The 12,526-nt window shown below is 34.7% G+C and carries 11 protein-coding genes; 1 reads left to right on the forward strand and 10 read right to left on the reverse strand.

From position 1 onward, the window contains the following. Positions 1 to 78: 78 nt before the first annotated feature. The 7 genes from ftsH to ACMZ6U_RS01885 are packed head-to-tail and all read right to left on the reverse strand — an operon-like array spanning position 79 to position 5,919. On the reverse strand, positions 79 to 2,037 hold the full coding sequence (ftsH, locus tag ACMZ6U_RS01855; protein WP_416105960.1) for an ATP-dependent zinc metalloprotease FtsH: 1,959 nt from the start codon (positions 2,035 to 2,037) through the stop codon (positions 79 to 81). A gap of 24 nt (positions 2,038 to 2,061) precedes the next feature. After that, complete coding sequence (gene hpt, locus ACMZ6U_RS01860; RefSeq protein ID WP_416105961.1) at positions 2,062 to 2,604, reverse strand: hypoxanthine phosphoribosyltransferase; 543 nt, start codon at positions 2,602 to 2,604, stop codon at positions 2,062 to 2,064. Then, on the reverse strand, positions 2,585 to 3,889 hold the full coding sequence (gene tilS, locus ACMZ6U_RS01865; RefSeq protein ID WP_416105962.1) for a tRNA lysidine(34) synthetase TilS: 1,305 nt from the start codon (positions 3,887 to 3,889) through the stop codon (positions 2,585 to 2,587). The genes hpt and tilS overlap by 20 nt, the downstream gene beginning before the upstream one ends. Continuing rightward, positions 3,886 to 5,169 carry a serine hydrolase gene (locus ACMZ6U_RS01870; RefSeq protein WP_416105963.1) on the reverse strand — a complete coding sequence of 428 codons (1,284 nt, stop codon included), beginning with the start codon at positions 5,167 to 5,169 and terminating at the stop codon, positions 3,886 to 3,888. The genes tilS and ACMZ6U_RS01870 overlap by 4 nt, the downstream gene beginning before the upstream one ends. Continuing rightward, a complete protein-coding gene (locus ACMZ6U_RS01875) occupies positions 5,170 to 5,289 on the reverse strand; it encodes an SP_0009 family protein (RefSeq protein WP_104967028.1) in 120 nt (39 codons plus the stop codon). After that, the gene (locus tag ACMZ6U_RS01880; RefSeq protein ID WP_104967027.1) at positions 5,289 to 5,660 is read right to left on the reverse strand and encodes an FtsB family cell division protein; all 372 of its coding nucleotides are present in this window, start codon (positions 5,658 to 5,660) and stop codon (positions 5,289 to 5,291) included. Before ACMZ6U_RS01880 ends, ACMZ6U_RS01875 begins: the two co-directional genes overlap by 1 nt. Continuing rightward, positions 5,647 to 5,919, reverse strand: coding sequence for an RNA-binding S4 domain-containing protein (locus ACMZ6U_RS01885; protein WP_104967026.1), 273 nt, complete (start codon positions 5,917 to 5,919; stop codon positions 5,647 to 5,649). Before ACMZ6U_RS01885 ends, ACMZ6U_RS01880 begins: the two co-directional genes overlap by 14 nt. A gap of 562 nt (positions 5,920 to 6,481) precedes the next feature. Here ACMZ6U_RS01885 and ACMZ6U_RS01890 point away from each other — a divergent pair. After that, the gene (locus ACMZ6U_RS01890; RefSeq protein ID WP_416105964.1) at positions 6,482 to 7,702 is read left to right on the forward strand and encodes a replication initiation protein; all 1,221 of its coding nucleotides are present in this window, start codon (positions 6,482 to 6,484) and stop codon (positions 7,700 to 7,702) included. 36 nt (positions 7,703 to 7,738) lie between these two features. Here the strand turns inward: ACMZ6U_RS01890 and ACMZ6U_RS01895 are convergent, their stop codons facing one another. The 3 genes from ACMZ6U_RS01895 to pth all read right to left on the reverse strand — a co-directional run bounded on the left by ACMZ6U_RS01895 (position 7,739) and on the right by pth (position 12,508). Then, a complete protein-coding gene (locus ACMZ6U_RS01895) occupies positions 7,739 to 8,290 on the reverse strand; it encodes a helix-turn-helix domain-containing protein (protein WP_416105965.1) in 552 nt (183 codons plus the stop codon). Positions 8,291 to 8,427: 137 nt separating this feature from the next. Further along, positions 8,428 to 11,946 carry a transcription-repair coupling factor gene (gene mfd / locus ACMZ6U_RS01900; RefSeq protein WP_416105966.1) on the reverse strand — a complete coding sequence of 1,173 codons (3,519 nt, stop codon included), beginning with the start codon at positions 11,944 to 11,946 and terminating at the stop codon, positions 8,428 to 8,430. Further along, positions 11,939 to 12,508 (reverse strand): aminoacyl-tRNA hydrolase, encoded by a 570-nt coding sequence (gene pth, locus ACMZ6U_RS01905; protein ID WP_416105967.1) that lies wholly within the window; start codon positions 12,506 to 12,508, stop codon positions 11,939 to 11,941. The genes mfd and pth overlap by 8 nt, the downstream gene beginning before the upstream one ends. Positions 12,509 to 12,526: the final 18 nt, after the last annotated feature.

Below are 12,526 nucleotides of genomic sequence, written 5' to 3' on the forward strand. Positions count from 1 at the left end.
GTAGCTGACATCAACCCACTACAGTTGACAAAGAGCCGCTTTTCTTTAAGAAGTTTAACTATTACTCAGTTTTCATTCTTATTCTTCTGCCATTTTTTCTTTAATTTCATCGTATGATAGCGCATGTGCTTCTTTTTCATCATCTACCTCTTCAGGCATTTTCCCTGTTTCATAGATTGACTTAATTTGAGCAGCATCCAATGTTTCGTATTTGAGAAGCGCTTCTGCAATTAATTTATGGGTTTCACGATTTTCATTAATGATATCTGCTGCTTTATTACGAGCATCATTAAGGAGATCACGGACTTCATCATCAATCATCTGTGCCGTCTCTGGAGAGTATGATTTTTCTGGGGATAATTGTCCAGCCATCATTGAATGGCTACCTTCATATTGAACAGGACCAAGTTTATCACTCATACCATATTCAGTTACCATAGCACGAGCCATTTGACTAGCTTGTTCAAAGTCATTAGATGCACCAGTCGTTTGAACGTTGAAGATAATTTCTTCAGCAACACGTCCACCCATGAGTCCCGCTAATTGCTCTTTCATATCATCTTTAGAAAGGAGCATCTGATCTTCTTTAGGAAGGGCAATCATGTAACCACCTGCACGTCCACGAGGTACAATAGTAACCTTATGAACCACACGAGCATTTGAGAGTACCAAACCAACAATAGTATGACCAGCTTCATGGAAAGCTACCAACTCACGATCACGTTGTGATACTGACTTATCTTTCTTAGAAGGTCCTGCAATAACACGATCTTCAGCTTCATCAATATCTGAAGCATCAATAACCTTTTTATCGCGACGAGCAGCAACAAGAGCAGCTTCATTAAGGACATTTTCGAGGTCTGCACCGACAAAACCAGGTGTTTGTTGAGCAACAACTTTCAAATCAACATCATTTGCTAACGGTTTATTTTTAGCATGAACACGTAAAATTGCTTCACGTCCCTTAACATCAGGTTGTCCTACAAGAACCTTACGATCAAAACGTCCTGGACGTAATAGCGCTGGGTCAAGTACATCACTACGGTTTGTGGCAGCAATAACAATAATGCTTTCATTACCTTCAAAACCATCCATCTCAATCAACAATTGGTTAAGGGTTTGCTCACGCTCATCGTTTCCACCGCCCATTCCGGCACCGCGACGACGACCAACAGCATCAATTTCATCAATAAAAATGATTGCTCGTTCAGCTTTTTTAGCATCTTCAAACAATGAGCGAACACGGCTAGCACCAACACCAACAAACATTTCAACAAAATCAGATCCTGAAATGCTAAAGAAAGGTACGCCTGCTTCACCAGCAACAGCTTTAGCAAGAAGCGTTTTACCAGTACCTGGAGGACCCTCTAATAAGACACCTGCAGGGATACGTGCTCCAAGGGCTTTATATTTTCTAGGATTTTTCAAGAAATCAACAACTTCTACAAGTTCTTGTTTTTCTTCTTCTGCACCAGCAACGTCTGAAAATCGGACTTTAACGTTACCTTCACTTTGAGTTTTAGCTTTATTTTTACCGAAACTCATTGCTCCTCGGGCACCACCACCTTGATTCATCATCATGCTAAAGAAAGCAATCACAATAACCAAGGGTAAGAAACTCATAATAATAGAAATCCAAGTTCCACTAGAGCTCTCTTGTTTTACTTTGATATTAACGCCTGCATCATCTGCTGCCTTTTGAAGGGTATCCAAAGCAGAATCGCTGTACAAAATGGTGCTTGTAAAGTTTTTAACATCACGACTAGCATTACCTAAAAAGGATAAGTCTGTAGATGATTTTACTTCCTTGGCTTTTTTATATTGACCAGTTACTTCTAATACAGTTCCACTAGGTTGATAGGTAATTGTTTTGACATCACCTTTTTTTAATTGCTTAACTAAATTTGAGTAGCTAATACGTTGGGTTTGAGAATTACTTCCACTGAAATAATATTGAAAAGCTGTTACAACTGAAACAATAATAAATATATATAGTAGGGAATTCTTCACAAAACCGTTATTGTTTTTATTATTCATTAAACGGAGTGACTTTCTAACTTTTTAATTAGTGTAGATTTCTTCTTTAAGAACACCTACATATGGGAGATTGCGATAATTTTCATTGTAGTCTAAACCAAAGCCAACAATAAACTCATTTGGAATGTCGTAGCAAACGTAGTCGGCTTCAATCTCAACAATACGTCCTTCTGGTTTATCAAAAAGAGTAGCAATTTTAACAGAATTGGCTTTACGATACTTAAACATATCCCGTAAATAAAGAAGTGTACGACCTGTATCAATAATATCTTCTATAAAGATAACATCACGACCCTCAATATTGGTGTCCACATCTTTAAGGATTTTTACTTCACCACTAGATGTTGTTCCGCCATGATAACTAGAAACAACCATGAAATCAACTTCTACGTGGGCATCGATATGTTTGATGAGTTCTGCCATGAAAGGAACAGCACCCTTTAATACACCGACAAGCAAAGGATTTTTTCCTGCATAATCTTTCGTTAATTGCGCACCGAGTTCTTTTGACTTGGCTACAATTTCTTCTTCTGAATAAAGAACTTTTTTAATATCTTTTTCTAACATAATCGTTCACCATTCTACATTTTTGAATATACAATTTGCCTTTCATTATATCATGATAATAGGGATTACTCAAATATGTTTTTCCTTGGCATATCACTGCTACAATAGACTTATCTTGTTCAATAATAATTGTCTTTTGTCGATCTTTTTTATTTATTTTCTCATCAATGAAGAATCGTCTCAATTTTTTAGAAACATTTTTAACCAGAATCCTATCACCTGGTTTACGATGTCTTAGAATAACTGGATTTTTTGATGGTAATAAAATAGAGTCGGCATAGCCTTCTTGTTTTTCATCATAACAAAAAAAATAATCTTCTAAAGTTACCAATGAGCCATATTTTAACAAAACTTCTGACGGCTGACTATCAGTCTCTGGACTGATTTTAGAGATACTAAACCGCTCCTTACTTTTTTTAAAGTGATAATTATTTTTCAAGTGAAAATCGTAGCTCTTGTCATTCCTTAGATTAGACAATAGTTGCTTAAATTGCAATTGTCCAATTTGTAGATCAGGAAACTTAGCTAAGTATTCTTCTAATAAAAAATGTTGGACAGCCGGTGTTTGTTTCTGAAAAACGTTACAATTTTGCGTATCCATATCCTTTGTCAAATCTTGTAAAGCTTTCGTTAGCAGGTCTATTTCTTGACCATGCTTTAACAGCGCTTGCTTGATATTGGAATTTTCTTGCTTTAGTTGGGGTAGATAGTGATTCCTAATACGATTTCTCAAATAGTCATTTTGTTGATTACTATTATCTTCAAAATGAAAAATATTTGGAAAGTCTTTTTTAGAAAAGTTTAGTAGGGGTCTAATCAATTCTCCGTTAGCAAAGATTTGTTTTTCTTTTATACCTGATTGGTAACGAATCTTGCTTCCACGGAGGATTCGCATAAAAATCGTTTCTGCTTGATCATCTGCATGGTGAGCAGTCACCAATGCCGTGTAGTTATCTTTTTCCATGATTGTTTTAAAAAAAGAATACCGATAATCACGCGCTTTTTTCTCAGTAAACGTCCCCTTAAAATGACCTAAGTAAAAGGGAACATGGTGTTTTTTCGACCAAGCTTTTAAATAATTCTCTTCAATCTCGGATGCTTCTCGCTGATGATGATTGACATGAGCAATAGCAATAGCAATACCTAGTGTTTCACGTGAAACATATAAAAAATGCAGTAAATTCATTGAATCTACCCCACCTGAAACAGCTATGAGAACTTTTTGATGAGTGGTGAAAAATTGCTTTTCTTGAACGTGGTTTAAAAAGTCTGTTGATGTAATCATTTTAAAATCTCATAAATGTCGTCTGCAATCGCCGTTATATCATCATAATTTGCTTTATTGGTCATTATTGTTATGATAAATGGCGATTTTGTGTAGATAATGGCTGCATCGTGTTTGTAATCGTAGGCATCTCCAATTTTGTGAGAAACTTTATCTGAAATATTTTTTGAAATCCGCTTATCATCAAACTCCGTTTTCGATAAATAATTAAGAACAAAACCATTTTGACGATAGAGAGCTTCTAATATTTTATTGATTGTTTCTGGTGAAACATCACGTTTTTTCATATCCCAAGATGTTCCTGAAATAGCCATCATTTGGTTTTGAAAATCTGCTCCAAACTGATCTGTAACATAGTAAGCCAACATGTTGCTAGCAACATTATCCGATTGTTGAGCAACTTTCTTCATTAACTCATCAACAGTGTATTCTTTGTTGTCAGCTTTTTTAGGAAGGCTACCGCTACCACTTGGATCATAAGCTCCATAAAAGTCATTAACTTTCGAAGTATACTTAAACGTCGTTTCCTTGTTAATTTTGCCTTGATTGATTGCTTCTTGTGTGTAATACAGGATAGGTAGTTTGGCTAAGCTAGCCACATACATGGATTTATCGGCATTAATACCTGCCATCTGTCCTGTTTCCAATTGTTTAATACTAATACCATAGTCAGCTTTTTGATATTTTTGAGTCAAAAGTTCCTGAACTTTTTCCATTCTAGTATCTTGGATGGAAATCAGATGCCCTTCAACCCAACCATATTGATCCAATTGATAGTAAGTACCTTTATGAGTCGTGGCTACGGCAGTTACAATGACTTGTGTATAGTCCTTAGGTTTCTTAGTGACTTCTTTGGTCCCTTTAACAAAAGGGCTGTCATAAATCTTATCAATCTTTCGCGTCCAATAAGTAGCTGACATTGGCGTTTGGTCTAATACCACATCTTGGTAATAGTGTGTTTCGTCTGCTAACATGTAGGTTTGATCCGTTAAGTGGAACACAGGTAAACCAAATTGATTCACTTCAATAGACTGAATCTGTAAGGAATCATCTGGTGATAATGTTTTAGCAGGAATTTTTAAATCAGAATCCTTGTAAACTGGTATAGATGTTTTCAAGACTGGATTTTTAGGTATTTGCAGATTCGTTTTTGGTGAGGCTGCTGTCTGTGACAATTGATACCTTTGGGCATCAGTTAGCTGTAAATCAACCTCAGTACTAATAACCGGAAGTGTTTGAAAGAAAAAAGGAAGTAGCATAAAAAGGACTATTTTCTTCATTTAATCTTTCTCTTCCTCACTTTCTACCTGTCTTAAAGCATTATTTTTTGCTGAGAGTTCCTCTAGTTTTTCATCAGAATACTGTAAAAACTTCTCGATTGTTTCAATTAAATTTTCCATTATTTCGGTAATAAGTCTGGAACAGGGAAAATCATCTCCCCTTCCTTAGAATAATAATATTTTGCCCGAGCATACTTAGCGGCAAAGTCATTGTCTTTTAAACTATCAGCTAATTTCTTTTTATCTTCAACGTCTTTAGAAATGGACTGGTAATCCTTTTTTAACTGGATGACACGGTCTTTTTTTTCTTGTAACTTATGATAGCTACTTATGAGATTATAAGTTGGTAATATGAAAAGAAGCATTACAATGAGCAACAAACCACCCATAAAGCGATGACGTTTGGCGTTTTCTTCCAATTCATAACGACGTTTTAGTTTTTCATCTTTAATATAATGATTGTTAAGTTGTACAACATTAGGTTTCTTCATTGGCTTCTACTCGCTTTTCGCTAATGATTTCGTACATTTTTTCAGCATCTTCTTTTTTAGTGCTGTCTTTCATTTCTAATACCCTAACGGTTAAGAGTTTATTTCCAAAACGAACTTCTACTTCATCGTTTAATTTTAAATCTGTAGAGGATTTTGCTAAAACACCGTTAACTTTGATACGTCCTTTATCTGCAACTTCTTTAGCCACAGGACGACGTTTGATAATCCGTGATACTTTTAAATATTTGTCTAAACGCATACTCTTCTCCTTTTGAGACTGTCTCTTACATTTTATCATTTTTTTGGAAAAATAGTAGAAATTGTCCTGATAGTAACTGAAAATAATAGCTTTTATAGTTGTTAATAATGTTTTGATCTATTCTCTGTGTTTTCTATGTTTATTAGTTCTATTGACAAGATTGTTTAGTATAACTGAGATTGTTTGATCATAATAAAACTACCAATCTCTTTTTCGTCACTTTTAATATCCCATCTAGATATAATATTTACTTTTAGAAAACAATAATTAACACTTTAAACTCTTACATTGGCTAATAACTAACTTTTCTTTGATGATATGCACTTTAAATTACCTGATTGTTTATTTCTTCGTACAGAAGAATATAAGAGAAAAATAGGCTGATTTTTTCTGATTTAACCCATTTTTTGCAACTTATATTACCAAAATTGGAGGTAGAAATAACTTTAACACATCTTAAATTACCCAAAACAATGAAAACTAAACCTTAATTTACCCTCAAAATCCATTGTGACGTCTTTATGGCCTATGCTATAATCGAGTAACTTGGAAGGAGTATCTCATGAAAAAATACAATCAAATCACTTTATTTGATAATGATAATCTCATTGAAAAAAGTAACGCTCTTTCTTTAGCAAATACTGATATAAAACTGTCATTAACACAGATGCAGCTACTATCATTGGCTATTTTGAGTCGAGAAGAAAATCAAACTTATTCTAAGTTTACGTTGAAAGAATTTGAACGCTATGCTGATATCACTAAATATCAAAAAATACGCGCTTTGAAGGATACAGTTATTTTAAGAAAAGTTGGTTTTACTTTTATGGATTCTGATTTTCTAGAAGCTGAAACTGCTAGTGGTCGGATGATTACTTATAATATTATTGAATCTATTGAATATGATAATGGTCTCTTTCAAGTTTATTGGACCAAAAAAGCACAGCCACTTTTGCAAAATATGCTTGAGAAATACATGCAAATTGACTTAACAATCACACAAAAATTCACCTCTCAATACTCTTGGATTCTCTATGAATTTTTAAAATCACACTATCAAAGAAGACGATTAAAATCGTTAACAATCTCTTTAGAAGATTTAAAAAGAGCTTTTAAAGTTCAGGATATTACTAGTTATAATCGTAACTTTTCTAATTTTAGACAAAAAGTTTTGGACTTAGCTGTACATGAAATCAATCTCTATAGTGAGCTGTATGTCAATTATACTCCCTATTATGTTGGCAAATCTGTTCGAGACATCGTTTTCGAATGGCAATCCGCTAGAATCGATTATTTAGCAACTAGAAAACAAATTAAACATTTAGAAGAGTTGCACAGAGAATTAGAAACTTATGATTCATTTGTAACTAATATTAAGTACAGTAGTTTTCGTCAATTACTAATGGAAAGTGATTTTAAACAGTTTACCAGAAACGTGGCTAACGCCAACATAAAAAGAGCGCAAACCGTTTTAAAAGAATTAGAGCGATTAGACGATTTCGATGATTCAAGTGTTTCTCAACCACTTATTGAAGATTTGTCTAGTGCTCCTCATCAATTAGAAGAATTAGTCTATCAAGCAGTTCGAGAAAAATTATCTCAAAATCACACAATATTTAAGAAGATGTCTTATGTTGACATTGCCTTAATGCTCTTTTTTAATAGCCATTATAGCCAACAAAAATTAGAAAATGATAATATCAATATTCAAACCATTAACACTATTTGCCGTAAAATAGAAGCTGATTTTACTAAATACATGCAAATGCATCATAAAAAATAGGATAAAAAACAGCCGACTTCTCATCAGTTGTTGATATTACCAGAAAAGAAAAGTTGAGGTCACAATCCCAGCAAAGAATATAAAAAATGTCAGCACTAGAAAGATAAGTAGCCACCAGATTTCTCGACTGAGATTGAATGGATGCTCTTTTTTATCTAAAAAGTTTATAATATCGGTAAAAGTATTGATTTTGTTATTACCAAGGATATAAAAAACTTGAAAAAGACTAAAAAATAATGACATGCCAATCAAAGGGAAGTAAATTGAAAAGATACTACTATCAGGTAAATATCTGGTTGGGTAAATCACTGAAAGAGCAAAAAATAAAATCCCACTTAAAATGATCCATGTCTTAAACTTCGACTGATTGACTTGATGTTTCATAATGTCCACATCTCCTTTGATAAGATAATCTAAAGAAACGCTAAAATAGATTGAAATCATCAAGAGGCTATTGATGTCAGGATAAGTTTTACCTCGTTCCCAGTTGGATATGGTCTGCCGTGACACGTAAAGCTTTTCAGCCAATTCTTCCTGAGAGATGTCTTTATTTTTCCTAAGGTCAACTAATCTCTTGTGAAAATTCATTTGTGCTCCTTTGTGACTTCAGTCTAGCTCTTTTGAGTTTAGTTTACCATAGAATATCTTTGACATGACCATTTTTTATTGCAAAAAGTCTTTGACATCTTGAAATAATAGCATTAAAGAAGAGGTTGACAGTATTGTCAACCTTCTTTTTTTGCTTGTTTTCTGTCTTTGATTTCAGCAAATCCTTGTCCAAACTGAATCAATTCTTCCAAAATCTCATAATCTTTTTTGTTACGAATATCAAAAATGACTTCAATTTTTCCTTGGTGTTCACTGATGCGAGCCTTGAGATTGGTTTTTGATAGGGCTTCAAAATAATCTTGGGTTAAAAAGAGGGTCTGTGTGACTTTTTCAAAACGAACAACCAACTGATTGTCTTTACGGTCAACTAATTCTGTAAAGACGCTGTCAAGGTAAGCTTTGACAAGGCCAATTTCTAGTAAATAGGAAACTTGATCTGGATACTCTCCAAAACGGTCAATTAACTCATTTTGAAGTTCTTCATAGGTAGCGCGAGAATCAATTTCGCGGATACGTTTGTAGATTTCAATTTTCTGACGTTCATCTGAAATATAATCCATCGGTAGATAGGCATCAATCTGTAAATTAAGCTCGGCGTTTCCTTTTTGACGCACTTGCGATTTTCCTTGTTTCTTCAAAATGGCATCTTCTAAGAGTTGTGAATACATTTCAAACCCAACAGAATCAATAAAGCCACTTTGTGAGGCACCTAAGATATTACCAGCACCACGAATAGACAAGTCACGCATGGCAATTTTAAAGCCTGAACCCAGTTCTGTAAAGCCTTTAATGGCATCCAAACGTTTTTCTGACACCTCCGTTAAAATCTTGTCAGGTCGATACATGAGATAGGCATAAGCAATCCGATTAGAACGGCCAACACGCCCACGAAGTTGATACAATGTTGACAGTCCCATGTGGTCTGCATTTTCAATAAAGAGGGTATTGACATTAGAAATATCAACTCCTGTTTCAATAATAGTTGTAGCTACCAAGACATCGTAAACACCGGCAATAAAGTCTAATAAGGTGTTTTCTAGTTGAATTTCACTCATCTGACCATGGACAAAACCAATGCTTGCCTCTGGGATAAGTTCTTGTAACTCTGCTACTTTTTGTTCAATAGTGTCAACCTTATTGTAAACATAAAACACCTGTCCTCCACGGTCTATTTCACGCAACATGGCTTCACGGACCATACCGAGATTGGTTTCCATGACATAAGTCTGAACAGGATAACGATTGGTCGGAGGTGTTTCAATAACTGATAAATCTCGAATCCCTAGCATTGACATGTGAAGGGTTCGAGGAATCGGTGTTGCTGTCAGAGTCAAAACGTCAACTTTAGTTTTTAATTCTTTCAATGTCTCTTTGTGCTTGACACCAAAACGTTGCTCTTCATCAATGACAATGAGACCCAAATCTGAAAAGGTAACATCCTTAGAAAGCAAGCGATGGGTTCCAATAATGATGTCAACTTGACCTTTAGATAATTCTTCTAAAACAGCTGTTTGTTCTTTCTTACTTCTAAAACGACTGAGTTCCTCAATGTTGACAGCTTGATTGTCAAAACGTTCTTTAAAGTTGACATAATGTTGATGGGCTAGGACTGTCGTTGGTACTAAAATAGCAACTTGCTTGCCATCGTTGACAGCTTTAAAGGCTGCTCGCATGGCCACTTCTGTCTTACCAAAGCCAACATCACCAACCAAGAGACGATCCATGGGCTTGTCAGCTTCCATATCTTTTTTAATTTCAGCAATTGACCGGAGTTGATCTTCTGTCTCAGCATAGGCAAAATCATCATCAAACTCTCGTTGATTATCATCGTCTGGAGAAAAAGCAAAACCCTTTAACTGACTGCGTTCAGCATAGAGTTTTAGCAAATCGTCAGCAATATCTTCTACCTGTTTGGTGACTTTTTGTTTGGTCTTTTGAAAACGACCATCATTAAGTTTATTAATTTTAGGTTCTTTGCCATCAGCTGAAACGTATTTTGATAGACTTTCAATCTGCTCAATTGGTAATGAAATCTTGTCAGAATTTTGGTATTGAATGGTTAGGTAATCACGATGGACACCCTTTATTTCTAGCGTTTCGATTCCCAGAAATTTCCCGATACCATGAACTTGATGGACCACATAGTCACCTTTTTCAAGCTCATTATAATCTTTTAGCCGTTCAGCATTAGAAATGTTAGAACGACGAGCACGACGTTTGATTTTTTTATGGAAAATCTCACGTTCGGTGATTAAGACTAATTTTTCATCAGCTAGATAAAATCCAGTTGATAGATTCCCAATAATGAATTGTGCTTGATGAGGAACAATCTCCTGGGAATCTGTAATTAGTAGTTCCAGATTATATTCTTTTAACGTTTCTTGTAAACTGTCCAGAGATTTTTGGGAATCTACTTGTACTAAAATCGTTGCTTTTTGCTTCTGATAGCGATGAATTTCATCGACCAAAATTGGAAATTGATTGAAGAATTCCTGCATAGGATATTGCGTCATGTTATGCAGGGCATCAAATTTGATATTTCCTAGACCTTTATGAAAATTAGAAAAGAAACTTGCCGGTTGATATTGTCTTAACGTTTGATAAGTATCAGCAAAATAGATTTGACTTGACAGAGATTTACATTGTTGTAAATCATCTGTCAAAAGATTAGCCACTTCCATTTCAAAGCGAGCATGACGATCCATCAACTTTTGAAAATCATCAATAAAAAGAATCGTATCCTTGGTGAAATAATCAAAAAGACTATAGTTTTTTTGATAAAAGAAACTCAAGAAACGACGAATATCCTTATGACGATACCCATCTTTTGTCACTGATAAAATATCACTAAGATAATGTTTCAAGTCATCATTGAGACTCTTGTCAAGTTCCTCTTCTAGTTTAATTGTCGCACGTTCAAAATCACCTTGCTCTAAAATAATATCAGTCGCTGGTGAGATTATCACTTTTTCTAAACTATCCAGAGATTTCTGACTTTCAATGTCAAATGTACGAATACCATCAATTTCATCCCCAAAAAATTCAATCCTAAAGGGATAACTTTCAGTAACTTCATAAATATCTAAGATGTCACCTCTACGACTATACTCTCCTGGACTCAATACTTGATTAACACGTTCATATCCCATTTGGGATAGATCTTTGACAATATTGTCAATTTCTTTGTCAACTCCAATTGACAACTTTATCTGTGCTCTGTTGTATGCTTTAGGATTTGGTAATAGTATTTTAGTACCAATAATAGAAGTCACCAAAATACCTGTTGAGGTCTCGTTCTGGAGAAAGTTTAAACTCTCTAGACGAGACAAAGTTCGATCAAGTGATGAAAAGATGAACTCTGCAGCGGCGACATCATCAGCAAAAAAACTATAGATATATTTTTCATCTAATAGTGCTGACAAGTCACTTATTAGCTGCTCCGCTTCATTCTGGGTTGAGGTTACGATAACCATCTTTCCTTGATGATACTGATACTGAAAAGCTGTTGCAATGGCCAGAGCTTTACTAGAAGTAGAAAGGCCCATGACCAATTGCCTACCTGTTTCTAACTGTCCAAGCCAATTTTGAATGGTTTTATTTTGTGCTAATAAATCCGTTAATCCTAATTTAGCCATTATATCGTCTCATCGTTGCTTCAAAATCATTGTTTTCTAAATAATAATTGACAGCCTTGTCAACTTTATCAAGTGTAGTGTCAATTGTAATCATTTCATCTGGTGAGAATTTTCCTAAGACATGTTTGATGACTGTCATACCATTTTGAGGTCGCCCGATACCTATTTTGATACGGTCAAATTCTTGTGTACCAATATGAGCGATAATTGATTTGATACCATTATGCCCTCCGGCAGAACCTTTTTGACGGAAGCGAATTTTTCCTACTTCCATATCTAAATCATCATAAATGACAATTAAGTCTTCAATAGCAATATTATAGTAGGTTAAAAGTGCTTTAACAGCAATACCACTATTATTCATAAAAGTGGTTGGCTTGATAAAATAAACTTTTTCACCATTAATAAAGCCACTTGTGACATAAGCTTTAAAGGTTTTATCTTCTGTAAAGTTTAAGTCAAGTTCCTTTACAAGGATATCAATCGCCATAAAACCAACATTATGACGGGTTTGATCATATTTTGATCCTGGATTTCCCAATCCTACAATTAATTTTGTCATTTTAGTCTCCAATACAAA

This window comes from Streptococcus pluranimalium (assembly GCF_047785745.1).
In the GTDB taxonomy this organism is placed as follows: domain Bacteria; phylum Bacillota; class Bacilli; order Lactobacillales; family Streptococcaceae; genus Streptococcus; species Streptococcus pluranimalium_B.

Bases quoted from the DNA above. Each gene is read 5' to 3' on its own strand.
- ftsH (WP_416105960.1), bottom strand. From the start codon at position 2,037: ATGAATAATAAAAACAATAACGGTTTTGTGAAGAATTCCCTACTATAT.
- hpt (WP_416105961.1), bottom strand. From the start codon at position 2,604: ATGTTAGAAAAAGATATTAAAAAAGTTCTTTATTCAGAAGAAGAAATT.
- tilS (WP_416105962.1), bottom strand. From the start codon at position 3,889: ATGATTACATCAACAGACTTTTTAAACCACGTTCAAGAAAAGCAATTT.
- ACMZ6U_RS01870 (WP_416105963.1), bottom strand. From the start codon at position 5,169: ATGAAGAAAATAGTCCTTTTTATGCTACTTCCTTTTTTCTTTCAAACA.
- ACMZ6U_RS01875 (WP_104967028.1), bottom strand. From the start codon at position 5,289: ATGGAAAATTTAATTGAAACAATCGAGAAGTTTTTACAGTATTCTGAT.
- ACMZ6U_RS01880 (WP_104967027.1), bottom strand. From the start codon at position 5,660: ATGAAGAAACCTAATGTTGTACAACTTAACAATCATTATATTAAAGAT.
- ACMZ6U_RS01885 (WP_104967026.1), bottom strand. From the start codon at position 5,919: ATGCGTTTAGACAAATATTTAAAAGTATCACGGATTATCAAACGTCGT.
- ACMZ6U_RS01890 (WP_416105964.1), top strand. From the start codon at position 6,482: ATGAAAAAATACAATCAAATCACTTTATTTGATAATGATAATCTCATT.
- ACMZ6U_RS01895 (WP_416105965.1), bottom strand. From the start codon at position 8,290: ATGAATTTTCACAAGAGATTAGTTGACCTTAGGAAAAATAAAGACATC.
- mfd (WP_416105966.1), bottom strand. From the start codon at position 11,946: ATGGCTAAATTAGGATTAACGGATTTATTAGCACAAAATAAAACCATT.
- pth (WP_416105967.1), bottom strand. From the start codon at position 12,508: ATGACAAAATTAATTGTAGGATTGGGAAATCCAGGATCAAAATATGAT.